This is a genomic window from Exiguobacterium sp. s83 (genome assembly GCF_018617095.1).
Classification (GTDB): Bacteria; Bacillota; Bacilli; order Exiguobacteriales; family Exiguobacteriaceae; genus Exiguobacterium; species Exiguobacterium profundum.
Genome location: NZ_JACSJP010000007.1, coordinates 18,581 through 43,890 on the forward strand (window position 1 = coordinate 18,581; position 25,310 = coordinate 43,890).

The window sequence follows — 25,310 nt, forward strand, 5'->3', positions numbered from 1 at the left end:
AGGGTCATTGCACCCTTTTTTGTCGTATGAGTTGGAGGAAAACAAATGAATGCTTTAGAGAGATTTATGGTGGCGCTCCCTGAAACGAATGTGATTCGAGAGCGACTCCAAAAAGTGGACCGTCAATTGGTGACGGGATTGACGACAAGCGCGAAAGCCCTCATCTTGGCGGGACTCGTGAAATCGTCATCGAGACGTCTCGTCGTCGTGACGCATAACATGTATCAAGCCCAAAAGATGTTCGATCAACTTGAATCACTCATCGGTCCGGACAAAACGCTCTTATATCCAATCGATGAGACGCTAGCAGGTGAACTGTCACTGACGTCTAGTCCGGAACTGCTAGCTGCCCGAATCGATGCCCGTACTCGTCTCCTCGACCAAACAGGAGGCGTTGTTGTCGTGCCGCTTGGTGGATTACGACGCTATGTACCGAGTCCGGAAGCGTGGCAAGATAGTCGCGTTATGTTGAAGCCGGGAAGTGACCTCGATTTAGCGGATTTTGCGAAACAATTGACGGGCATGGGCTACGAACGAACGGCAACGGTGACCACACCTGGTGAATTTTCCGTACGAGGGAGTATTCTAGACGTTTATCCTCTTACGGAAGCGCGCCCATATCGAATCGATTTGTTCGACACCGAGATTGACTCCATTTTCACGTTTGACGCGGAAACGCAACGCTCGCTTGGTGTAGTGGGGGAAGTGTGCATTACGCCTGCGACCGAGTTCATCGCAACGGAGAATCAGCTGAAGCAGGCGGGCGGTGCGCTTCGGAAACAGTACGACCGAACCGTCGAATTGATTGGAAATGAAGTCATCCGTCAAGCCCTTGAAGAGGGAGTCGTGACAGACATCGAGCGGCTTGAGCGTGGAGACCTCCCGGAGAAAGTTGGGAAGTATTCGCCATTGCTCTATACGTCCACGCTCCTTGACTACGTTGGGAAAGACGCCGTCCTCATTTTAGATGAGGTGGCACGAATCGATGACGCTGCCGACGTACAGGACCGCGAAGAGGCGGAATGGTTCTCTTCACTCATCGAAAAAGGAGAAGCCGTCAGTAATTACACGCTCGCCGTCCCGATGCATAAAGTCTTCCGCGACTTGAAGCAAGTGGCGTTCTCCTTGCTTCCGTCTCGTCGTTCAGGTATTCCGGAGAGCGATACGGTCCATTTGAGCTGTCGTCCGCTACCGGCGTTCCATGGTCAGATGCATCTATTGAAACAGGAAGTCGAGCGATGGCAGCAAGGTGATCAACGCATCGTCGTACTTGCGGGAGATAAGTCGCGTGCAGATAAAATCGAAGCGCTTCTTTCCGACTATGGAATCGCCTCGACTTTCACCAATGTCGATGGAGAGTTAGAACCGAGACGTGTCTCGGTCATCATCGGTCAAATCGAAGGTGGATTCGAACTGTCGACGAGCCGTCTCGTTGTCGTATCGGAAGAAGAGTTATTCAAGCGTGTGACGAAACGAAAACGTCAGACGAAGAATTTGACGAATGCCGAACGAATCAAGAGTTACCAAGAGCTGAAGCCGAATGATTATGTCGTCCATGTGCACCACGGAATCGGGAAGTACCTTGGCATTAAAACAATCGAGGTCGGTGGGATCCATCAGGATTACCTGCACCTCGTCTATGCAGGGGACGACGCCCTCTACGTGCCGGTCGATCAAATCGATCTCGTCCAAAAATATGTCGGTGCCGAAGGAAAAGAGCCAAAGATTTATAAACTCGGCGGCACCGAGTGGAAGAAAGTAAAATCGAAAGTTGCCAAATCGGTTGAAGACATTGCTGATGAGCTCATTAAATTGTACGCGGCACGAGAGGCCTCGGTCGGTTTCGCGTTCCCTCCGGACGATGAAGAAATGGGTCAGTTCGAATCCTCTTTCCCGTACGCCGAGACAGAAGACCAGGTCCGTTCGATTGCAGAAATCAAGGCGGATATGGAACGCTCCCGTCCGATGGATCGCCTTTTGTGTGGAGATGTCGGATACGGGAAAACGGAAGTGGCAATTCGGGCGGCGTTCAAAGCCGTACTCGCCGGTAAACAAGTGGCCTTTCTTGTCCCGACGACCGTCCTCGCCCAACAGCATTATGAAACGATGCTCGAGCGGTTCAGCGAATTCCCGATCAACGTATCGGTCATGAGTCGTTTCCGTTCGAAGAGCGAGATGACCGCGACGAAGAAAGGGTTGAAAGAAGGTACCATCGACATCGTCGTCGGGACACACCGCGTGTTGTCAAAAGACGTGACGTTCGCCAATCTCGGTCTCGTCATCATCGATGAAGAACAACGGTTCGGCGTCAAACATAAAGAGCGTCTGAAGCAGCTGAAGACGAACATCGATGTCCTGACGCTGACGGCGACTCCGATTCCACGGACATTGCATATGTCGATGATCGGAATCCGTGATTTGTCCGTATTAGAGACACCGCCAGAGAATCGTTATCCTGTCCAAACATACGTCATGGAATACGACGGCATCGTCTTGCGTGAAGCGCTCGAACGTGAACTCGCTCGCGGAGGACAGGCGTTCTTCCTCTATAACCGCGTCGAAGGGATCGAACGAAAAGCGGAAGAGATTCGGGCCTTATTGCCCGATGCACGAATTGCTACGGCCCATGGACGTATGACTGAAAGTGAGCTCGAGAGCCAGTTGATCAGCTTCCTAGAGGGCGAGGCGGATATTTTAGTCTCAACGACAATCATCGAGACGGGAATCGACATTCCAAACGTCAACACCCTCATCGTCCACGATGCCGACAAAATGGGACTGTCCCAGCTCTACCAACTCCGAGGTCGTGTCGGACGTTCGAATCGCATCGCCTATGCGTACTTTACGTATCGGAAAGACAAGCGCTTGACGGAAGTGGCAGAAAGTCGTCTTCAGGCCATCAAAGAGTTCACAGAGCTCGGCAGTGGTTTTAAGATTGCGATGCGCGACTTGTCGATTCGTGGAGCCGGAAACTTACTCGGTGCACAACAGTCTGGATTCATCGATTCGGTCGGTTTCGATCTGTACTCACAAATGCTCTCTGAAGCCATTGAGGAACGGAAAGACCGCATGCGTGGACAAGCGAAACAAGTCGTCTTCAAACCGGAGATCACGTTCCAGGCCGATGCGTATATTCCTGATGATTACTTGTCAGATAGCGAATTGAAGATTGAGATGTACAAACGCTTCAAATATGTAGATACGCCGAGCGCGTTGTTCGCCCTTCAAGATGAACTGATTGAACGGTTTGGTGAATTCCCAGAACCGGTCGCGCTGCTCATTCAATTGACACGTCTACGTATTTATGGAGAACTGGCAAAAGTGAGTCGAATCAAGCAGACGCCAGGACGCATCGAGATTGTCTTATCGAAAGAATCGACGACGGCTCTGGATGTCCCGTCCTTCATGGAGTGGTCGATGCCTCTTGGTCGCAAGCTTGGCGTAGGGCAAGAAGACGGTGCCTTGAAACTGTCACTCAGCGGTCGGATGCCGCTAACAGAGCTCTTGAATGATGCCGATACTGTATTAGAAGAACTGATGAAGCGGTTGGTGGGCGATGCGGTCGCCAAGTAAGTTTGCGCAAGGCGTCGTTCTGTTCGCCCTTGCCGGCTACGTATCGAAACTGATCAGCTTCGCCTATCGTGTCCCCTATCAAAACTTGGCGGGGGACTTCGGACTTTATGCCTATCAAACCGTCTATCCGTTCGCGGCCATCGTGGCGTCACTCGGCATTTATGCGATGCCGGTCGTCATTGCGAAAATCGGCGTCGGTGCGAAAGGGACGAATCGTAAGTTAGAAGTCTTATGGGGAAGCTTTTACGCCTTGCTTCTACTCTCGTCCATGCTTGTCGTCACGGTATGGCTGTTTGCCCCGACCCTAGCGAAATGGCTTGGAGATGAGCAGCTAGCTCCTGCACTTCGCGTGATCAGTTTGAGTTATTTGCTCATGCCGGCGTCAGCCGTGTTGCGCGGGGCTTTTCAATCGAGAGATGACTTACGACCGAGCGCATGGTCGCAAGTGCTCGAGAACTTTGTCCGCGTGACGGTCATGCTGTCCCTATTATGGATTGGGGTCCGTCTCGGAAAAGATGCATATACGCTCAGTCAATATGCGTATGGTGCGACGCTCATCGGTGGGCTTGTGGCGATTGCCTTTTTAGTTTATCGCGCACGAGGAGTGCGGATTGTGAGGGTGCGCCGCGTCACGTTTCGGAGAGGAATGAAACTCTTGTTGACGACGGGTTTCGCGGTCGGATTCGCATCACTCGGGATTTTATGGATGCAACTGGTCGACTCCTTCACCATCGTCAATTTGATGGGTGGCACATATGAGGCGAAGGTGAGCAAAGGAGTGTTCGATCGAGGATATCCGCTCGTGCAATTCGCCATTTTGTTCACCACGACCATCGGGATGGCCAACGTGCCGACGCTCGTCCGTCACTATCGGGCAGGGCATCTCCAAAAGACGACGCAGGGACTCCGGTCGATGATTCGTGTGACGACGGCGATTGCTGGTGCAGCGACCATCGGGTTGATGGGAGTCATGTTTTTCTTGAACGTGGCCTTGTTTGAAGACGAGTCCGGGACGCGAGCCCTTGTCTTCTTAGCGACGAGTACGTTTGCTGCCTCCTTGGCGATTGCGAGTATGACATGTTTACAGGCGATTGACCGAGAGTGGGTCGCGGCACGAAGTATGGTCGTCGCAATTTTAATGAAAAGTATGGTAAACGCATGGCTTGTCCCGAGTTACGGAATCGAAGGCGCGGCAATCGGGACGTCGATTGGATTTTTAGCGATGGCATTCTATAATTTTCGGGCGCTTGACCGCTCGATTCCGCTCGGATCATTTCGATCGAAACACTATAAGTCGCTATGGAAAGCCCTCGTACCCATGCTGATCCTCATTGCCGTGTTAAACTGGCTAGGTCAGATGTGGGTCGACTCGCGAATCACTGCGTTCGGTTGGTTAATCGGAATGGTGTGTAGCGGTGCCTTCCTCTATGTATGGAGATTATGGAGTACGCGAATGCTGTCACTTGCGGAATGGGAACTGATCCCGTTCGGAAGTCGTCTGCTCGACGTGCTCGAGAAAAAGGAGAACTAATATGGGTTATACAATCACGGTGGTCGGACTCGGGTCTGGTGAGTTGAATCAATTGCCGCTCGGTGTGTACCGCCATTTAAAGCAGCAACCGCTCGTCTGGTTGCGCACAAAAGAACACCCTGTCGTTCAAGAGTTAGAAGCGGAAGGACTCGTGTTCGAATCATTTGATTCGGTCTATGAATCGAGTGATACGTTTGAAGAAGTATACGACCAGATTGTCGAGACGTTATTGAGTAAAAGTGAAGAAATGACGATCACATACGCCGTACCGGGCCATCCGTTCGTAGCGGAACGGACCGTCGAACTATTGGTGGAACGGGGAGCCGATCTTCATGTGCTCGGTGGACAGAGCTTCCTCGATGCCATGTTCCAGGCGCTCCGAATTGATCCAATCAATGGATTTCAACTGCTTGATGCGACTGCGCTCGACTTTGAACGTTTGCAGGTGACCCAACATGTGCTTATCGGGCAAGTGTACGATGGATTCGTGGCGGGTGACGTCAAAGTGCAATTGATGGAACGGTATCCGGATGACCATCCCGTCACCCTTGTGACGGCTGCCGGTACGACGCAAGAACGGATTGAGCACATTCCGTTATTCGAAATGGACCGGATGGCGGAAGTGAATAACTTGACGACCCTCTACGTTCCACCGCTCGTGGATGAATCGTATTTGGCGAAGGATTTTGCGACACTCAAACAAATCATCGCAACGCTTCGAGGACCAGACGGGTGCCCGTGGGATCGTAAACAGACGCATGCGTCACTTCGCAAGTACCTATTAGAAGAGGCGTATGAGTTGATTGAAGCAATCAATGCAGAAGACGATGATGCCATCATCGAAGAACTCGGTGACGTCTTGCTCCAAGTGATGTTGCATGCTCAAATCGGAGAAGATGAGGGCTATTTCGATATTCGTGACGTAATCGGTTCCATCAGTGAGAAGATGGTGCGCCGCCATCCACACGTCTTTGGCGATGTCACCGTCGAAGATGCCTCTGACGTGGTGAAAAACTGGAATGCGATTAAACAGACGGAAAAAGGGGAAAAGAAACAATCGCAACTCGATGGTGTTCTCGTCGACCAACCTTCATTGATGCGAGCGGAGCAACTTCAAAAGAAAGCGGCTCACGTCGGATTTGAGTGGGATGACGTATCCGGTGCCTTCGAAAAACTGGAAGAAGAGTTAAAAGAATGGCATGAAGACCTAAGTGATGAATCGGAACTTGGAGACGTATTGTTCTCCATCGTGAACATTGCGCGATACGTTGGGCTGAATGCCGAGCAAGCATTAGAACAGACGAACCGAAAGTTCAAACGTCGATTCGAGTATGTGGAAGCGAACGGTGACCTTCACCAGATGACACTCGAACAGATGGATGCGCTTTGGAACGAGGCAAAGGAGAAAGGTTTATGAGACTAGATAAGTTTTTAAAAGTGTCACGTCTAATCAAGCGTCGCACTTTGGCAAAAGAAGTGGCGGACCAAGGACGAATTCAACTGAATGGGCAAGTCGCGAAGGCGAGCACAGAAGTCAAAGTCGGAGATGAGTTACAAATTCGCTTCGGAAATAAACTCGTCACGGTCGTCATCGATTCAATCGCAGAACATGCACGTAAAGAAGATGCGAAAGAAATGTATCGTTTACTTAAAGAAGAGAAGATGGACGGTAGTATCAACTCATAAAAAAAAGTATACTTAATGTATTAAGAGGAGGGGGATGAGGCGATGAACGGACGTAATCCGATGGATCGACAACGACGCATTCGAGCGCTAGATGAGCGTAGAGAACAGTTAGAAAAAGATACACATCGCCGACGAGTTCATCTTCGACGTCGTTTGGCAGCAGCCTCTCTCCTGTTTTTATTTGTCATGGTGTTGATTGGACAGAGCTACTTCTCGAAAGTAGGGTACGTATCGGACCAGCAACAAGCCTACGCACAAGCAAAAGTGGAGTTGCGTGAACAGCAGGCCGAACAGGATGAGTTGAAAGAGCAAGTGGAACGGTTACAGGATGAGGATTATATCGCGAACTTAGCACGAAACGAACTGCTTTTCTCTAAAGATGGAGAGATTATTTTCTACTTCTCGCCAGAGGAATAAGTCGGTTCGTTGACCGTTAGGGAAACGACTCGTATAATTAGAAAGAATCAATCAAAAAAGGAGTACATTATTTTATGTCAATTGAAGTAGGAAGCAAGGTACAAGGTAAGGTTACAGGGATTACGCATTTCGGAGCGTTCGTCGAGCTCCCAAATGGCAAGACAGGATTAGTACACATCAGTGAAGTGGCAGACTCTTACGTCAAAGACATTAACGAAGTGTTGACAGTCGGTCAAGAAGTCACGGTAAAAGTGTTGAACGTCGAAAATGATGGGAAAATTGGGTTGTCCATCAAGAAAGCAGTCGACCGTCCTGTAAGCGAACGTCCTGAGCGTCCTGAGCGTCCAGCTGGTGAGCGTTTCTCTCGTGGCCCACGTCCAGGTGGCCCAGGTCAAGGTGGTCCACGCGGTGGCGGCGGTCCACGCGGTGGCGGCCCACGTGGTGGCGGTCGTCGTGAACAACGTCGTGAACCAGAAACATTCGATACATTGATGAGTAAGTTCTTGAAAGATAGCGACGAGCGTCTTTCGACGTTGAAACGTCAAACAGACTCAAAACGCGGTGGACGCGGAGCCAAGCGCGGGTAATCCTTCGTATACCAATTAGCTTCTACTCGTAACCATAGAGGTCTTGTAATGAGACGAGCCATGAACATTTTCGTTCATGGCTTTTTTTCTGTTTAAAAATTTATAAAAAATAGCTAAAAGAGTTGCTTTTTTTCGAGGAAGGGAGCAAAATAGGGAACATGAAAAAATAGTTATGTTTTATAAGTGAAGGTGGAGAGAAAAATGAATGGATGGAAACTGTGGATGGCGGAGTGGCGAAGTATCTTCAAGAACCCACGTGTGTTGGTTCCGATTCTCGCAGTCGCACTCGTACCGTTAATGTACGCAGGGATGTTCCTATGGGCTTTTTGGGATCCGTATGGACAGATGAAAGATTTGCCGGTCGCCATCGTCAATGAAGACAAAGGGGCAACGTTTGAAGGAGAGTCGCTTGCGATTGGAGATGACCTCATTGATAAGCTGCTGGATTCGGAGGCGTTCAAGTTCGTCGAAACGACGAAGAAAGAAGCGGAATCTGGACTGAAAGACCATGACTACTACATGGCGATCGAGATTCCAAAAGACTTTTCAGAAAAAGCGACGACTGCTTTAGATGAACATCCGGAGCAACTCGAACTGAAGTATATCGCAAATGAATCGTATAACTTCTTAGCCGCACAAATCGGTGGTTCCGCGATGGAACAAGTCAAAGCGGAACTGTCGACCGAAGTCTCGAAACAGTATGTCAGTGCGTTGAAAGACGGATTGAATGATGTGGCAGACGGACTTGGTGAAGCCGCAGATGGTGCAGCGACACTTGCGGACGGCTCAACGTCAGCAAAAGACGGTGCCGTCAAGTTGGCGGACGGGACGAAGCTTCTCGCTTCGAAACAACGTGAGCTCGCGGATGGAGCAAGCCAATTAAACGATGGGATGACTCAGTTGGCCGATGGTTCATCTGAACTCGCGGATGGGACGAAGCTTCTCGCTTCGAAACAACGGGAGCTCGCGAATGGAGCAAGTCAATTACGTGATGGTGTTTCGCAATTGGCTGATGGCTCATCTGCACTCGCGGATGGCAGTCAACAAGTGTACGAGGGCTCAGCCTCACTTGCGGACGGGGTCCATCGTGTCAGTGAGGGCGCTTCTGCCTTACAAGGCGGGACGAGCCAACTCGTTGACGGAACAGGGGCGTTCGCATCGAAACTAGATGAACTACACACAGGTGCGAAGACGTTGAACCAAGGTGTTCAAGACCTTGCTGCCGGAATCGAGCGCTCAAAAGAGGGGGCATCTGCATTACAGGATGGTGCCACAAAACTCACAGGAGCGTTGACTCAGGCGAAGGAAGGAAACGCGGCACTTGTCGCGGGTCAAACAGACGTGGTCAATGGGATCGGACAAATGAAGTCTGAATTGACTGCGAAACAAGATGAGTTGATTGGACAATTGACAGCACTCGCTGAGTCGGGTCAATCGGCATCACCTGAAATGCTTCAAGCCATCGCTGCACAACTGAGCGAAGGGAAGCAAGAGACGGCGGCCGGGTTTGATCAACTATCCGCTGGTGCTGCAAAAGTGAAAGAAGGACAGGTCGCACTTGGTGCAGGTCTTGATCAGGCAGGTACAGGTGCAAACAAACTGTCGACTGGACTTTCTGACTTGAGTGCCGGTCAAACGAAATTAGCCGAAGGTGCGAACGCGTTGGCAAGTGGTTCAAGTCAAATCGAGCAAGGTACTCAAACGGCGGCCGATCGTTCCCAAGAACTTGTGTCAGCGAGTGCGAAGCTCAATCAAGGCGCGACACAACTTCAAGATGGGACAACTGAACTCGCCGCTGGAAGTGACAAGCTTGTAGACGCGACCGGACAGTTGTCTGAAGGTAGCGAAAAGCTTGCGGATGGAGCGAAGAGCGCAAGCACCGGTACAAATGAATTGGTGAATGGTGCGAATCAGTTAGCGGATGGTGGTCAAAAGCTGCAGTCAGGAAGTCGTGAACTGGCCGAAGGCGCGAAGAGTGCCGGAGCCGGAACGAGCAAGCTGACGGATGGCGCGAATCAGCTCGCGAATGGTGGAGAAGAACTTTCAGACGGTAGCGGTGAACTCGCTGACGGCATGAAGGAGCTCGCATCAGGTAGCGATGAACTTCGTGACGCCTTAGTGAAAGGTGCGAAAGACGCAGACATCGGTTTAACGGATGACAACGTCGAGATGATGGCCGGTCCAGTGTCGCTCGTCGACAACTCGATTCACGAGGTGCCTAACTACGGTACTGGATTCGCTCCATACTTCATGTCACTCGGACTTTTCGTTGGAGCACTCCTTCTCTCGATCGTTTATCCGTTATACGATCCAGCAGGACGTCCGAAACGTAGTCTTTCGTGGGTATTGTCGAAATCTGGTGTCCTCATGGTCGTCGGATTCCTGCAAGCCTTGATTCTCGATGTGGCGATGGTGCAACTGCTCGGTCTTGAAGTGAGCGAACCATTAAAATTCTTCGGTTTCAGCTGGTTGACGAGCATCACGTTCCTCTTTATCGTACAGTTGCTCGTGACAACACTCGGAAACCCTGGACGTTTCGCGGCAATCGTCTTGTTGATTTTACAATTGACGACGTCAGCCGGGACGTTCCCGCTTGAATTGATTCCAAGAGCGTTGCAACCGTTCAATGCCTTGCTTCCAATGACGTATACGGTTGCCGGATATAAAGAAATTTTATCGGCAGATGGTGCGCAGTACTTGCAGACGGCGACAACCTATTTAGTGTTTGTGGCTGCCGGATGTTTTGCATTACTATGGGCGTACTTCCGGATCGCATGGAAGAAAAAATATCGTCAAGTCGCATCAGAAGCATGATGTAAATACGATACAAAATCGTGTATAGTGGGGAAGACGACACTATACACGATTTTTTTCTTAAAAAAATATAAAAAAAGAATTGACACTCGAATGGTGACTGGTTATTATAGAAAATGTGCTTAGGACACAACAATAACATGGCGGTGTAGCTCAGCTGGCTAGAGCGTACGGTTCATACCCGTGAGGTCGTGGGTTCGACTCCCTCCGCCGCTACCATTTTATTTAGGCCCGTTGGTCAAGCGGTTAAGACACCGCCCTTTCACGGCGGTAACACGGGTTCGAATCCCGTACGGGTCACTTAACCTAAGCGTAAAGAAGCCATCTCAATCGAGATGGCTTCTTTTGTTATATCAAGGAGGAAATTCATGAAAAAGGTACTCGTCGCTGTGTCGGGTGGAGTCGATTCCATTGTCTTATTGGACCGTCTCGTCAAGCAAGGATGGGATGTGGCGGTGGCGCACGTCCATCACGGTTTACGAGAAGCATCAGATGAAGAGTACACGTTCGTCGCACACGTAGCGGCATCCTACCAAGTCGCGTTTCATGGTACGCGTCTCCATTTTCAAGAAGGAGCATCACAGGCTCATTACCGTAAGGCCCGCTACCGCTTTTTTGAAGACGTCATGAATGAACATGGATACGATACACTGGCCACGGCTCATCATGCGGATGATGTGTTGGAGACGGTGCTCATTCAACTTCACCGAAACGTGATCGAAGTGAAAGGAATTCCCGAGAGAAGAACGTTCGGGCGTGGGACGTTGATCCGTCCTTTATTAAGAGAAACAAAGGTGCAACTCATCGAGTATGCTCGGAAAAACGAACTTGCCTGGAGGGAAGATGCCACCAATCAGGAAGTGACCTATTTACGGAATCGGATCCGTCACGAAATCATCCCGAGGCTGAAACAACTGTGGCCGACAGTCGTTGACGATGTATACGATACGGCGAAACAGGCATTCGCTGAATGGGACAGGCGTTACCAGTCATGTGAGCAATGGATTGAAGCAAACGTAGAGCTTGGAATGAAAGCGTTTCATGTGAAACTTGATGAATTCAATCGCTTATCCTCGCTTGAACGGTATACGGTCGCTCGCTTGCTATCCCGTCGCTATGGGGTAGAGGTCAATGAGGCGCTTGAGAAGCTAAGGACAAGTCAAAAGGATACCGGGACCTACCACCTGTCGGGTGAGTGGTTCATGATGAAGCGGAAGAGGGTACTTAATCTTGTACAACGTTCGACAGAAGCATCACTTCACCCCGTTCAGGTCGAGTCGTTACCGGCCGTCGTTCAATTTGGAAAGCGTACGGTTTCGTTGTCCATCGAAGAAGGACGAGAAGGTATTCCGCTAAAGGAAATCACTTATCCGCTGACAATTCGTTCGCTCGCACCGGGGGACCGGATGAAGTTGAACGTGGGGACAAAAAAAGTGTCCCGCATCCTAATCGATGAAAAGGTTGAGCGAACCATTCGACCGACTCTCCCGTTGCTTGAGGACGCCTCAGGGCGAATTCTCGCGATTGTCGGGGTAAGAGTTTCAGATTTTCTAGACAAGTCGGATGCGATTTGTCTACGATTAATGGTAAAATGATGATTGTGTCGAAACAGAAAGAGGAGGATTTCAAGATGTCATTAATGAACGATATGGAGAAAATTTTAATCTCACGTGAAGAGATTCAAGAAAAGGTGAAAGAACTCGCTGGAACATTGAGCGAAGACTATAAAGAAGAGTTCCCACTTCTCGTATGTGTATTGAAAGGCGCGATGCCGTTCATGTCGGACCTCGTCAAAGAAATGGACATTCATTTAGAGATGGACTTCATGGACGTGTCGACGTATCACGGAGGAACTTCTTCGACAGGTGAAGTGAAAATCGAGAAAGATTTAAATACATCTGTAGAAGGACGCGACATCTTGATTGTAGAAGATATTATTGATAGTGGATTGACGCTTGGTTATCTCGTCGATCTTCTTAAATACCGTAAAGCGAAGTCTGTGAAGATCGTCACGCTTCTCGATAAGCCGACTGGTCGTAAAAATGGTTTATCAGCAGACTATAGCGGTTTCGTGATTCCACACGAATTCGTTGTCGGCTACGGTCTCGATTATGAAGAGAAATATCGTAACCTTCCTTATGTCGGTGTGCTCAAGCCGAGCGTTTACGGGGGCTAACGTTTTTCTTTTGAAAATGTGACGTGGTAAGATAAAGGAAATCCCCAAAGTATAGGCATATACTGAATGGGCGAGAACATCGTTTCTCGGAATAGGAGGCAGAGAATGAATCGTGCAGTGAAAAACACATTGGTTTTTGGTGTGATTTTCCTAGCCTTGATCTTGTTCCTTCAATATTTGCAGAATCCGAATAGTCAGAGTGAAACGCTCTCGTATTCGAAATTCCTAGAATATGTGGAAGATGATCGGATTGAGACGGCAACCGTACAAGAAATCCCGGGGGCTATCTCGATTACAGGCGATCTTACAGGAGATGAAGACCAACGTTATGAAACAAACATTCCAGCGAACGAAGCGGAATATGCGGATGTATTAACGCAGCTTCGAGCGAATACGGATATTCAAATCGAGGAGGCTGAATCCAACAGTAGCTGGTTCAGCATCGTCTTCGCGATTTTACCGTTCATTATCATCTTCATCTTGTTCTTCTTCTTGTTGAACCAAGCGCAAGGTGGTGGCGGTGGTGGTCGTGTGATGAACTTCGGGAAATCGAAGGCGAAACTATACGACCAAGAGAAACGTCGCGTCACATTCAAAGATGTGGCTGGGGCGGACGAAGAGAAGCAAGAACTCATCGAAGTCGTTGAATTCTTGAAAGATCCTCGCAAATTCTCGAAACTCGGCGCACGTATTCCAAAAGGGGTCTTACTCGTAGGTCCTCCAGGGACAGGTAAAACACTCTTGGCTCGTGCGGTAGCCGGTGAAGCCGGTGTTCCGTTCTTCTCGATCTCAGGTTCGGACTTCGTTGAGATGTTCGTCGGGGTCGGGGCGTCACGTGTTCGTGACTTGTTCGAAAATGCGAAAAAGAATGCGCCATGTATCATCTTTATCGATGAAATCGATGCGGTCGGTCGCCAGCGTGGTGCCGGTCTCGGTGGTGGACACGATGAGCGTGAACAAACATTGAACCAACTCCTTGTTGAGATGGATGGATTCAGTGATAACGAAGGGATCATCATGGTTGCGGCGACAAACCGTCCAGATATCCTCGACCCGGCCCTCCTTCGTCCAGGTCGTTTTGACCGTCAAATTACGGTCGATCGTCCGGATGTCAAAGGACGCGAAGAAGTACTGAAAGTCCATGCGCGCAACAAGCCACTCGATTCGACGGTGGACTTGAAGTCGATCGCACAACGTACGCCTGGTTTCTCTGGGGCAGACTTGGAGAACCTCTTGAACGAAGCGGCACTCGTTGCGGCACGTTCGAACCGTACAGCCGTTTCAGTTGTCGATGTGGAAGAAGCGATTGACCGCGTCATCGCAGGTCCTTCGAAGAAGAGCCGCATCATCTCTGAAAAAGAGCGCAACATTGTTGCATATCACGAAGCAGGTCACACAATCATCGGTCTCGAGCTTGAGAATGCGGATGAAGTACACAAAGTGACGATCGTTCCACGCGGAAACGCGGGCGGATATGTCGTCATGCTTCCGAAAGAAGATCGTTACTTCATGACAAAACCTGAACTCGAAGACAAGATTGTCGGTCTTCTTGGTGGTCGCGTCGCCGAAGATGTCATCTTTGGAGAAGTGTCGACTGGAGCGAGCAATGACTTCCAACGTGCTACTGGTATCGCACGTAAGATGGTCATGGATTACGGGATGAGCGATAAACTCGGACCGCTCCAGCTCGGTTCAAACCATGGCGGACAAGTCTTCCTCGGTCGTGATTTCCAGACAGAGCAGAACTACTCGGATGCGATTGCGCAAGAAATCGATTTGGAGATTCGAGACATCATCAATCGCTGTTACGCGAAAGCGAAGCAGATTTTGACAGATCGTCGCGAAGATCTCGAACTCGTTGCGAAGACGTTGCTTGATGTCGAGACGCTTGACTCGAAACAGATTCGTCATTTGATCAAGACACGAGAATATCTCCCGCATGAGCCGGAAGAGGACGTGGATGGATCGACGGATGCGGATGACGCAGCGAAGAAAGATGATGCAGCCGTTCAACACGGTCAAGTCGTCGATCAACCTGAAGTTGTCCAAGACAGTCAGCCGGATGTCGTACCTGAAGGCGATAAGCCAGAAGCGACACCGACAGAACGTCCGAATAACGAATCACGTTAATGAAAAAGACGAATGCCCTTGACGAGGCATTCGTCTTTTTTCGTGTTATAATTCGAGCGAACTGCAATTGACAACAAAGTGAGGAACTATATCATGATTTTAGTGATTGATGTTGGAAATACAAATATTGTTCTCGGGATGTACGATGGAGATCATCTCGTACACCATTGGCGCATCTCAACGGATCGTACAAAAACGACCGACGAGTACGGCATGCTGGTGAAATCGCTATTCGATCATTCGAACGTCTCGTTCGACCAGGTCGAGGGAGTGATCTTATCTTCTGTCGTACCTCCTGTTATTTTCCCACTTGAACAAATGTCGCAACGATACTTCAATGTACGTCCAATCGTTGTAGGACCAGGTGTGAAGACAGGATTGGATATTCACGTCGAGAACCCTCGCGAAGTCGGGGCCGACCGAATCGTTAACGCGGTGGCTGGAATCGCCAAGTATGACGGTCCACTCATAATTGTTGATTTTGGAACGGCAACCACGTATTGTTACATCGATGAGAAACGTCGTTACCATGGCGGAATCATCTCACCAGGTATCATGATCTCAGTGGAGGCACTCTATCAGCGTGCCGCGAAACTACCTCGGATTGAATTGGCGACCCCGCCGACAGTCATCGGGAAGAACACGATTCAAGCGATGCAATCGGGGACATATTATGGATATGTGGCCCAAGTGGACGGTATCGTGAACCGGATGAAGCGTGAAGTCGGTGAAGCGACTGTCATTGCAACGGGTGGGCTGGCGCGATTGATCAGTGAACATGCAGAGACAATCGACCATGTGGATTCGTTCCTGACACTCGAAGGCCTCCGTCTCATTTACGAGCGCAATCAAAAGTAAACTAAAGGAGTTAAATCATATGATTCATACAGAACAACAAGCATTACTCGACCAGATGAAGGATGACTATCTCGTTCGTGCCCTCGGTTTTAACGGAGAGGTTCGTGCCTTTGCCGCACGCACGACAAAAACGGTATATGAGACGCAACTTCGTCATCAAACGACACCAGTTGCTTCAGCTGCCCTCGGACGGACGATGACGATCGGCTCGATGATTGGAGCGATGCAAAAAGGTGCAGCGCGTGTCACGCTTAAAGTAGAAGGTGATGGTCCAATCGGGAAAATCATCGTGGACGCGGATACAGCGGGAGATGTTCGTGGATATGTGTCGTACCCGCGTGTCGATGGCGGTACATTCGTCAACGAACAAGGGTTGACGAAATTGAAAGTCGGCGAAGCCGTCGGAAAAGGAACCATTTCTGTCATTAAAGACTTAGGATTGAAAGACTATGTCGGCGGTTCTTCAGAGATTCAAACGGGCGAAATCAGTGAAGACTTCACGTACTACTTCGCCACATCTGAGCAAGTACCGTCAGTCGTCGGGGCGGGTGTCCTCGTCTTACCGGAAGATGAATCGATTCTTGCTGCAGGTGGAATCATCGTCCAGTTGCTCCCGAACGCTTCTGAAGAGACGGTACAAGCGCTCGAAAAAGCACTTCAGACGTTCCCACCCGTATCGGTTTTGATTGGTGAAGAAAAAACGCCAGAAGAAATGCTTCAATTACTCCTTGGCGATAGCCTCGATGTCCTCGACACGAACCCGATCCAGTTCAACTGCACATGCAGCCGTGAACGAATGGAAAGCGCCATTATCGGTCTCGGAAAAGAAGAGATTCGTCAGATGATTGAAGAAGATGGCGGAGCTGAAGCCGTATGCCATTTCTGTGGCGAAAAGTATCATTTCTCAGCGGAACAGTTAGAGACGATGAAAGTACAGGCACAGGCGTAAGCAACGTTCCAAATTGCATATTTTCAATTCGATAGGGTATGATAACAATATCGGAATAGTCGGAATTATGAAGGAGGAAATGCAATGCGTATCGTAAACTCAGTAACAGACTTGATTGGAAAGACTCCGATTGTGAAATTGAACGGAATGACTGGACCAGAGGATGCCAACGTGTATCTGAAGCTCGAATATATGAACCCGGGATCAAGCGTCAAAGACCGGATCGCCCTCGCCATGATCGAAGCGGCCGAAAAAGACGGTATCTTGAAGCCAGGTGATACAATCATCGAGCCAACAAGCGGAAACACGGGCATCGGGCTCGCGATGGTCAGTGCCGCAAAAGGATATAAAGCCATTCTCGTTATGCCTGAAACGATGAGCATGGAACGCCGAAACCTCCTTCGTGGATACGGGGCCGAATTGATTTTGACACCAGGACCTGAAGGGATGGGTGGGGCGATTCGTCGCGCTACTGAAGAAGCCGAGAAACATGGCTACTTCCTCCCGCAACAATTCAATAACGCAGCCAACCCGAACGTTCATGAAATGACGACGGGACCTGAGATTGTGGAGGCGTTTGAAGAATCAGGACTTTCAGTCGACGCTTTGATTGCCGGAGTCGGGACAGGCGGTACCATTACTGGCGCAGGTAAAGTCGTGAAGGCGAAGTACCCGGACGTAAAAATTCTCGCCGTTGAACCGGTCGATTCACCTGTCTTATCAGGCGGGAAGCCGGGACCTCATAAGATTCAAGGGATTGGGGCTGGATTCGTTCCATCCATCCTCGACACGGAGATTTATGAAGGGGTTCTTCAAATCACGACAGAGCAAGCGTTCGAATACGCTCGTCAGGCGGCACGTACGAACGGTGTCCTCGGTGGTATCTCTTCAGGAGCTGCCATTGCGGCAGCGCTTGATACAGCGAAACGTCTTGGTAAAGGGAAAAATGTATTGGCGATTATCCCGTCAAACGGTGAACGTTACTTGAGCACACCGCTCTATCAGTTTGATGAAGAGTCAAACGAGAGTCGCGTATAACATTTCAGGCAGTAATCGAGAGACATTCTCTTTCGATTGCTGCCTTTTCTTGTGTACAATAAAAGGCATGAATGAATAGACGGAGGAATGACATGTGAGATCGACTGCGTTCAGAACAAAGCGGATGACGAAAGAGAAGATGTATGAGGCCTACATGACGTTGACAGCGGATCAACCGTATCATGCATGGTTAGAGAGTGGGAGAGCGGGACGGTATACGATTGCGGGAATCGAGCCGTTCGGTCGCTTTCATGTAAAAGACGGTGTCGGACTCTTGCAAGTGGGCGATACGACCGAAACGCTATACGGAAAGCCGCTTGAGCTCGTCAGTGAGGTGCGGAAGCGATTTGAGGCCGAGCGTCCGGAAGGGGCTCCTCCTTTCTTTGGTGGCATGATCGGGTATGTCAGTTATGATGTGGCCCGGACGATTGAACGTCTCCCTGAGCAAGCGGAGGATGATTTGTCGACACCAGACGTCTCGTTTCTTCTGTTTGATGAGGTGGCGGTGTTCGATGAAGTGGATTCGACTCTGTACTTGATGGTGACGGCGAAGGAAGGTGCAGAACGTAAGGCGGACCGATTGGCGGCCATGTGGAACGTCGAGTCGCATTACGCGTTCAAGCCGACAGGGCAGTCATCGGTAGAGCGATCGCGCTCCATGTCCCAGGAAGAGTTTGTTGAAGCGGTCAAACGGATTCAGTCCTATATCGTAGAAGGGGACGTGTTCCAAGTGAACTTGAGCGTTCGGCAGTCTGAACCGCTTCTCGCTGACCCGCGTCGTGTATATGATACGTTGCGACAAATGAATCCATCTCCTTATATGGGCTATTTCGTGGACGACGCTTTGACGATGGTCTCCGCTTCACCAGAGTTGTTGCTTGAAAAACATGGAACCGACATTTCGACGCGCCCGATCGCGGGTACGCGTCCACGTGGCAAAGATGATGTGGAGGACCTAGAGTTGGCGAACACGTTGCTTGAAAACGAGAAAGAGCGAGCAGAACACGTCATGCTCGTCGACCTCGAACGGAACGACCTTGGCAAGGTGGCGGCATATGGCAGCGTTCATGTTGATGAATTGATGGTGATTGAGAAATACTCACACGTACAACATATCGTCTCGAACGTACGGGGTACGATTCGGGATGAAGTATCAGGAGCCGAAGCGCTAGCAGCGATGTTCCCAGGCGGCACCATCACCGGCGCCCCGAAAATTCGAACGATGGAAATCATCGAAGAACTCGAACCAGTTCGCCGGGGACTCTACACCGGTTCATATGGATGGTTAAGTTGGAATGACGACCTTGTCTTCAATATCACGATTCGAACGATGGTCGTGAAAGACGGAATCGCATACGTTCAAGCGGGAGCAGGTATCGTGATTGATTCGGATCCGGTCTCGGAATATGAAGAATCCCTGTCCAAAGCGAAGGCGCTATGGGCGGCGAAACACATGACGGAGGAAACGACATGATTGTATTGATCGACAACTATGACTCATTTACGTATAACTTGGTGCAATATTTCGGTGAACTCGGTCAAGAACTGGTCGTGTATCGAAACGATGAAGTCACGATTCAAGAGATTGAGGCGCTTGCCCCGAGTTATCTTGTCATTTCGCCGGGACCTTGCACTCCGAATGAGGCGGGAATTAGCATCGAGGCAATCCGAGCGTTCGCAGGTCGTATCCCGATTTTAGGGGTTTGCCTCGGACATCAGGCGATTGCGCAAGCGTTCGGCGGAGAAGTCGTCCATGCGGAGCGGCTCATGCATGGAAAAACGTCGAAGATTCAACATGACGGAAAATCGATTTTCAAGGAGATTCCACAACAGACGATTGTGACCCGTTACCATTCGTTGGCCGTGGAGCGTTCGTCGCTACCAGAGTGTCTAATGGTCACTGCAGAGACGGAGACTGGAGAAATCATGGCACTCCGTCACCGAACGCTTCCGATCGAAGGGGTGCAATATCACCCTGAAGCGATTTTGACTGAGCATGGGAAAGAAATGATTCGAAACTTTATCGAGGAGTATCGTCATGTGGTATTGGCATAACGGAGAGTTAGTCGAGCGTGAGAAGGTGTTGATCCCGGTTGAAGATCACGGTTTCTTGTATGGAATGGGCTTGTTCGAGACGTTCCGTACATATGAATTCGTCCCTTTCCTGTTCGATGCCCACTGGGAGCGCTTGATAAAGAGTCTCGATGAGCTGTGGATAGACTTCCCGTTTACGAAAGAAGAAATCGGGACGGCGATTCAGCAACTGTGCCGTCAAAATGATGCACCCGACCTCTATATCCGCTTGAACGTGTCGGCGGGGGTTGCACCACTTGGTCTCTATGCGGGGCGTTATGAGACACCGAACGTCACGTTGATCGTCAAACCGCTCTCCTCAGAAGTCGTACCACAGGAAAAGCGAGTCGAACCGATCCCGTTTCCGAGAAGTCGTCCTGAAGCAGCTTTTCGATTAAAATCGCATCATTACATGAACAATATCCTTGGGAAACGGACCTTACAAGACCAGAGTGCTGAAGGACTATTTGCGGACGAGCATGGATGTGTAGTGGAAGGGCTCGTGTCGAACATTTTTTGGGTCGGTCCAGATGATAGGTTATACACGACTCCGCTTTCGAGCGGAGCACTCGCAGGTGTGACGCGACAATGGGTGATAGACCATTTCTCTGTAGTCGAACAACCCGTGACATTTGAAGAATTGACTGCAGCGAAAGAGATTTGGATGACGAATTCAATCCAACAAGTCGCTCCGGTGACGCATTATGGAAATCTGAGATACCCCGGTAAAGACGGGGTACGATTTAACGAAGTGTGGGCGAAACTCGTTCGCTCACTTGGTTAGGAGGCGGAAACATGACGAAAATCATGGGTATTTTAAACGTGACCCCGGACTCGTTTTCGGATGGGGGACGGTATACGGCAATCGAGGAAGCTGTACGACATGCGAAACAACTCGTACAAGAAGGTGCCGATGCGATTGATATCGGTGGAGAATCGACAAGGCCGGGCGCAGTACTTGTTTCCGAGGAAGAAGAGATTGAACGTGTCGTCCCAATCATCCGTCGACTAAAAAACGAAATCGATGTCCCGATTTCGATTGATACGTATAAGCCGATGGTGGCGAGAGCGGCAATCGAGGCCGGTGCGACGATCATCAATGACGTATGGGGTTCGAAATGGGGAGACCGCTCGATGGCACGTGTCGCTTTCGAATGTGGGGTTCCCATCATTCTCATGCACAACCGAACAGACCGGGACTACCATCATTTCATTGAAGATGTGGTCAGCGATCTACAGGAATCAATTGAGATTGCACATGCGGCAGGCGTAAGGGATGAGCACATTTGGTTAGATCCGGGCATCGGATTTGCGAAAGACGTGGCGCAAAACCTTGAACTCATGAATCATCTCGACGTGATCACACGTCTTGGGTATCCGGTTCTGCTCGGCACGTCGCGTAAGTCGTTTATCGGGCTTACGCTCGATTTACCGACAGAGGAACGGCTCGAAGGAACGATTGCGACGACGTGTCTTGGCATCATGAAGGGGTGCGACTGGGTTCGCGTGCACGACGTCAAAGCGAACGCCCGTGCGGCGAAGATGATGGATGCGATGATTGGAGGGGATAGACATGGATAAAATATTTGTGAACGGGATGCGTTTTTACGGTTATCATGGGGTGTTTGAAGAAGAAAACCGTCTCGGTCAACGGTTTCACGTGGATTTAATGTGTGAACTAGATCTCGCGCCTGCGGGACGTTCGGATGACTTGAACAATGGGGTCAGCTATGCCGGCTTGTATCAGTTGACGGAAGATATTGTGACGGGAGAACCGGTCAATTTGTTAGAAACACTCGGAGAACGCATCACGACAGCCGTGTTGGCGCATAGTGAGTTGATTCAACGTGTGACGGTTAAAGTCATTAAACCGGACCCACCCATCCCGGGACACTATGACTCAGTGGCAATCGAGATGACAAGGGGACGGACGTCATGATTTATATTGCATTAGGCGCCAATATCGGAGATCGGGCTAGACAGTTGTCTGCGGCAATCGATGAGATGGAGCGAACAGGTCTCCACGTCACGAAACAGTCGTCGGTCTATGAGACGGCTCCTGTCGGATATACAGAGCAACCTTCGTTTTTTAATATGGTGGTCGAAGTCGAGAGTCGCCAATCCTCGGACGAACTGCTCAACACGCTTCAACAGATCGAACAACGATTAGGACGGGAACGTCTATTTAAGAACGGACCGCGTACCATCGACCTTGACATCCTCTTTTATAATGGGGAAGATATACAATCAGAACACTTAACGGTTCCGCATCCGCGCATGCAGGAACGTGCATTTGTTCTCGCCCCGTTAGCGGAGATCGCACCAGAACTCGTCGTTCGCGGACAAACGGTCGCCTCCTGGCTCGAAGGGCTACCGATGACGGACCGCCAAGATGTCGTCCGGTTACAGTTGCTTAGGAATTTGGTGAAATGAAGGATGTGTTGTCTTGACAGGCTTTAAGATTGGAAACATAGAGATTAAAAACCGTGCAGTCCTCGCACCGATGGCTGGCGTGACCAACCCTGCTTTTCGTTTGATTGCAAAAGAGTTCGGAGCGGGACTCGTCTGTGCCGAAATGGTTAGCGATAAAGGAATCTTGCTCGAGAACGCTCGGACGATGCGCATGCTATACGTCGATGAACGAGAGAAACCGCTCAGTTTACAAATCTTCGGCGGTTCGAAAGATACACTCGTCAGAGCGGCGCAGTACGTCGACCAAAACACCAACGCGGATATCATTGATATCAACATGGGTTGTCCCGTACCGAAAGTGACGAAGTGTGACGCAGGGGCGAAGTGGTTACTCGACCCGGATAAAGTATATGAGATGGTGAATGCCGTCACGAATGTCGTCGAAAAACCGGTCACGGTGAAAATGCGCCTTGGTTGGGACGATGATCACATCTTTATTTTGGACAATGTGAAGGCGGCTCAGACAGGTGGAGCGGCAGCCATTGCCATTCATGGACGTACGCGTGCCCAACAATATGAAGGAACCGCGAATTGGGACTGGATTGGCGAGGCGAAGAAAGTCGCGACCGTACCGATTATAGGGAACGGGGACATTGCCACACCACAAGACGCGAAGCGTGTCATTGACCAATATGGCGTGGATGCCGTCATGATTGGACGTGCGGCACTTGGGAATCCGTGGATGCTCTATCAAACGGTCCAGTACCTTGAAACAGGGGAGCTCCCGCCGGAACCAGAGGCGCGTGAGAAAATCGACATCTGCATGCTTCATCTCGACCGGTTGAGTGCAATCAAAGGTGAGCTGACAGCCGTACGCGAAATGCGTCAACACGCGGCCTGGTATTTGAAAGGGTTGAAAGGCAGTGGTCCGATTCGCAAACAAATCAACGAAACGGAATCGCGCGAAGCGTTCGCGGCGGTCCTTTATGGATTTGTGGACCAACTCGAACGACAACTGTCAGAAGTGTGAACTAGTGAAAAGAACTAATTTATGGTAAGCTTGTTTGGCGAAAAAGTGCACCACAACGAATGAACGGCTTCGGCTGTGCTGTTGGCCATCGGGTCGACAGTTTTTTGTTAGAGAGAAACCCAATATGGATAGAGGAGTGAATGGAATAGTGAGCCACGAGTTAGAAATGAATGATCAAATGCAGGTTCGTTTTGAGAAGATGACCGATATGCGTGAGCGCGGTCTCGACCCGTTCGGTCACCGCTTTGATCGTTCTGCACACGCAGGTGAATTACATGAGCAGTATGAATCAATTGAAAAAGAGGCTTTGGCTGAACAAGATGTAGAAGTCACATTGGCTGGACGCATCATGACGAAACGTGGAAAAGGGAAGGTTTTCTTTGCCCACATTCAAGATGTGACAGGTCAAATTCAAATTTACGTTCGCAAAAACGATGTCGGGGATGAGCCGTTTGACTTATTCAAGTCTTCAGACCTCGGTGACATCGTCGGTGTGAAAGGGAAGCTCTTTAAAACGAACGTTGGTGAGCTTTCGATTCACGTGGAAGAGTTTGAATTATTGACGAAGGCGCTTCGCCCGCTTCCGGACAAATACCATGGATTAAAAGACGTGGAACAGCGCTATCGCCAACGCTATCTTGATTTGATTACAAACCAGGACTCGCGTCAGACATTCATTTTGCGTAGCCGCATCATTTCGGAGATTCGCAACTTCTTAAATCAAAAAGGATATTTAGAAGTGGAAACACCGATGTTACACACAATCGCGGGTGGAGCAGCGGCGCGTCCGTTCTTAACGCATCATAATGCGTTGGATATGGAACTTTATATGCGTATTGCCATCGAACTTCACTTGAAACGCTTGATCGTTGGTGGACTCGAGCGCGTGTACGAAATCGGACGTGTATTCCGTAACGAAGGGATCTCTACACGTCACAACCCTGAATTCACGATGATCGAATTGTATGAAGCCTATGCAGATTACAACGACATCATGGATTTGACGGAAGAATTGGTTGCGCACGTAGCGAAAGAAGTACTCGGTTCAACAGATGTGCAGTATGGTGAAGATACAATTCATCTTGGCATCGGTTGGAAACGTGCACATATGGTCGACCTTGTTAAAGAAGAGACAGGTGTCGATTTCTGGCAACAAATGTCCGATGAAGAAGCACGTGCTCTCGCAAAAGAACACGGTGTAGAAGTACAAGATCATATGACGTTTGGTCATATCGTGAATGAATTCTTCGAGCAGAAAGTAGAAGAAACGTTGCTTCAACCGACATTTGTCACAGGACACCCGGTTGAAGTATCACCATTGGCGAAGAAGAATGAAACAGATCCACGCTTCACGGATCGTTTCGAGTTGTTCATTGTTCGTCGTGAACATGCGAATGCCTTCACGGAGTTGAATGACCCAATCGATCAACGTGAACGCTTTGAAGCACAGTTGCTTGAAAAAGAAGCAGGTAACGATGAGGCACATGAACTCGACAACGATTTCCTTGAGGCACTTGAATATGGTATGCCGCCAACAGGCGGACTTGGAATCGGGATTGACCGCCTCGTCATGTTATTGACGAACGCGCCTTCAATCCGTGACGTTCTTCTTTTCCCAACGATGCGCCATCAACAATAATCAATTTAGTGGCCGGATCATCCGTTAATATGATCCGGCTTCTTTTTTTGTCAGCCTCGAAACGCATAGGTAAGCCGTTAAACAGAAGGAATGCTATAGATAAAAAACTTTTTTAAAAAAACTTTAGAAAAACCCCTTGCGTTAATGAGAGGTGTACGGTAAAGTAATAAACGTTGCCGCTGATGGCAGCGGAAAAGAAATAAAAAAGTGGTTGACAACTGTGTCGATGACTTGTATTATTTTAAGAGTCGCCAAGAGCGGCAGACGAACTTTGAAAACTGAACGATGAGGCAAAAATAAGTTTTACTATTTTTGAATGAAGCGCAAGCTTCGTCAATTTAAGAGCTGTATCAAATTCTTTGGAGAGTTTGATCCTGGCTCAGGACGAACGCTGGCG

General features: G+C 49.7%; 21 protein-coding genes and 2 tRNA genes. All 23 read left to right on the forward strand.

Translation table 11 applies throughout. From position 1 onward, the window contains the following. Window positions 1–45 precede the first annotated feature (45 nt). On the forward strand, window positions 46–3,573 hold the full coding sequence (gene mfd, locus KNO73_RS14325; RefSeq protein WP_215112664.1) for a transcription-repair coupling factor: 3,528 nt from the start codon (window positions 46–48) through the stop codon (window positions 3,571–3,573). Next, window positions 3,557–5,104: a polysaccharide biosynthesis protein gene (locus KNO73_RS14330; protein ID WP_215112665.1), complete on the forward strand. Its 1,548-nt coding sequence runs from the start codon at window positions 3,557–3,559 to the stop codon at window positions 5,102–5,104. Before mfd ends, KNO73_RS14330 begins: the two co-directional genes overlap by 17 nt. Window position 5,105: 1 nt before the next feature. Then, window positions 5,106–6,521, forward strand: a complete 1,416-nt coding sequence (yabN, locus tag KNO73_RS14335; RefSeq protein WP_215112666.1) for a bifunctional methyltransferase/pyrophosphohydrolase YabN — start codon at window positions 5,106–5,108, stop codon at window positions 6,519–6,521. Continuing rightward, complete coding sequence (locus KNO73_RS14340) at window positions 6,518–6,790, forward strand: RNA-binding S4 domain-containing protein (RefSeq protein WP_012727726.1); 273 nt, start codon at window positions 6,518–6,520, stop codon at window positions 6,788–6,790. Before yabN ends, KNO73_RS14340 begins: the two co-directional genes overlap by 4 nt. A 42-nt stretch (window positions 6,791–6,832) precedes the next feature. After that, window positions 6,833–7,207, forward strand: a complete 375-nt coding sequence (locus tag KNO73_RS14345) for an FtsB family cell division protein (RefSeq protein ID WP_012727725.1) — start codon at window positions 6,833–6,835, stop codon at window positions 7,205–7,207. A 74-nt stretch (window positions 7,208–7,281) separates the two neighbouring features. After that, on the forward strand, window positions 7,282–7,794 hold the full coding sequence (locus tag KNO73_RS14350) for a S1 domain-containing RNA-binding protein (protein WP_012727724.1): 513 nt from the start codon (window positions 7,282–7,284) through the stop codon (window positions 7,792–7,794). Between the two features lie 201 nt (window positions 7,795–7,995). After that, window positions 7,996–10,608, forward strand: coding sequence for a YhgE/Pip domain-containing protein (locus KNO73_RS14355; protein ID WP_215112667.1), 2,613 nt, complete (start codon window positions 7,996–7,998; stop codon window positions 10,606–10,608). 142 nt (window positions 10,609–10,750) lie between these two features. Further along, a tRNA-Met gene (locus KNO73_RS14360) sits at window positions 10,751–10,827 on the forward strand. Between the two features lie 9 nt (window positions 10,828–10,836). Next, window positions 10,837–10,908 (forward strand) — tRNA-Glu (locus KNO73_RS14365). A 68-nt stretch (window positions 10,909–10,976) separates the two neighbouring features. Next, window positions 10,977–12,203: a tRNA lysidine(34) synthetase TilS gene (gene tilS, locus KNO73_RS14370; protein ID WP_215112668.1), complete on the forward strand. Its 1,227-nt coding sequence runs from the start codon at window positions 10,977–10,979 to the stop codon at window positions 12,201–12,203. Between the two features lie 35 nt (window positions 12,204–12,238). Further along, window positions 12,239–12,784, forward strand: a complete 546-nt coding sequence (gene hpt, locus KNO73_RS14375) for a hypoxanthine phosphoribosyltransferase (protein ID WP_012727721.1) — start codon at window positions 12,239–12,241, stop codon at window positions 12,782–12,784. A gap of 105 nt (window positions 12,785–12,889) precedes the next feature. Beyond that, on the forward strand, window positions 12,890–14,914 hold the full coding sequence (ftsH, locus tag KNO73_RS14380) for an ATP-dependent zinc metalloprotease FtsH (RefSeq protein ID WP_012727720.1): 2,025 nt from the start codon (window positions 12,890–12,892) through the stop codon (window positions 14,912–14,914). A 93-nt stretch (window positions 14,915–15,007) separates the two neighbouring features. Then, the gene (locus KNO73_RS14385) at window positions 15,008–15,772 is read left to right on the forward strand and encodes a type III pantothenate kinase (RefSeq protein ID WP_074035307.1); all 765 of its coding nucleotides are present in this window, start codon (window positions 15,008–15,010) and stop codon (window positions 15,770–15,772) included. Window positions 15,773–15,791: 19 nt separating this feature from the next. Next, window positions 15,792–16,721: an Hsp33 family molecular chaperone HslO gene (gene hslO / locus KNO73_RS14390; protein WP_159563166.1), complete on the forward strand. Its 930-nt coding sequence runs from the start codon at window positions 15,792–15,794 to the stop codon at window positions 16,719–16,721. A gap of 84 nt (window positions 16,722–16,805) precedes the next feature. Further along, window positions 16,806–17,759 carry a cysteine synthase A gene (cysK, locus tag KNO73_RS14395; RefSeq protein ID WP_012727717.1) on the forward strand — a complete coding sequence of 318 codons (954 nt, stop codon included), beginning with the start codon at window positions 16,806–16,808 and terminating at the stop codon, window positions 17,757–17,759. Window positions 17,760–17,883: 124 nt separating this feature from the next. Beyond that, complete coding sequence (locus KNO73_RS14400) at window positions 17,884–19,233, forward strand: anthranilate synthase component I family protein (protein ID WP_143404795.1); 1,350 nt, start codon at window positions 17,884–17,886, stop codon at window positions 19,231–19,233. Then, window positions 19,230–19,814 (forward strand): aminodeoxychorismate/anthranilate synthase component II, encoded by a 585-nt coding sequence (pabA, locus tag KNO73_RS14405; protein WP_078145924.1) that lies wholly within the window; start codon window positions 19,230–19,232, stop codon window positions 19,812–19,814. The genes KNO73_RS14400 and pabA overlap by 4 nt, the downstream gene beginning before the upstream one ends. Beyond that, window positions 19,798–20,616 carry an aminotransferase class IV gene (locus tag KNO73_RS14410; protein WP_215112669.1) on the forward strand — a complete coding sequence of 273 codons (819 nt, stop codon included), beginning with the start codon at window positions 19,798–19,800 and terminating at the stop codon, window positions 20,614–20,616. The genes pabA and KNO73_RS14410 overlap by 17 nt, the downstream gene beginning before the upstream one ends. Before the next feature lie 11 nt (window positions 20,617–20,627). Then, entirely contained in the window at window positions 20,628–21,413 is a 786-nt protein-coding gene (gene folP, locus KNO73_RS14415) for a dihydropteroate synthase (RefSeq protein WP_214689603.1), read from the forward strand. Continuing rightward, window positions 21,406–21,771 (forward strand): dihydroneopterin aldolase, encoded by a 366-nt coding sequence (folB, locus tag KNO73_RS14420; protein WP_159563162.1) that lies wholly within the window; start codon window positions 21,406–21,408, stop codon window positions 21,769–21,771. The genes folP and folB overlap by 8 nt, the downstream gene beginning before the upstream one ends. Beyond that, on the forward strand, window positions 21,768–22,265 hold the full coding sequence (gene folK, locus KNO73_RS14425) for a 2-amino-4-hydroxy-6-hydroxymethyldihydropteridine diphosphokinase (RefSeq protein WP_074035335.1): 498 nt from the start codon (window positions 21,768–21,770) through the stop codon (window positions 22,263–22,265). The genes folB and folK overlap by 4 nt, the downstream gene beginning before the upstream one ends. A 70-nt stretch (window positions 22,266–22,335) precedes the next feature. Further along, window positions 22,336–23,274 carry a tRNA dihydrouridine synthase DusB gene (gene dusB, locus KNO73_RS14430; RefSeq protein WP_371328160.1) on the forward strand — a complete coding sequence of 313 codons (939 nt, stop codon included), beginning with the start codon at window positions 22,336–22,338 and terminating at the stop codon, window positions 23,272–23,274. Between the two features lie 148 nt (window positions 23,275–23,422). Then, window positions 23,423–24,913: a lysine--tRNA ligase gene (gene lysS / locus KNO73_RS14435; protein ID WP_078145918.1), complete on the forward strand. Its 1,491-nt coding sequence runs from the start codon at window positions 23,423–23,425 to the stop codon at window positions 24,911–24,913. Window positions 24,914–25,310: the final 397 nt, after the last annotated feature.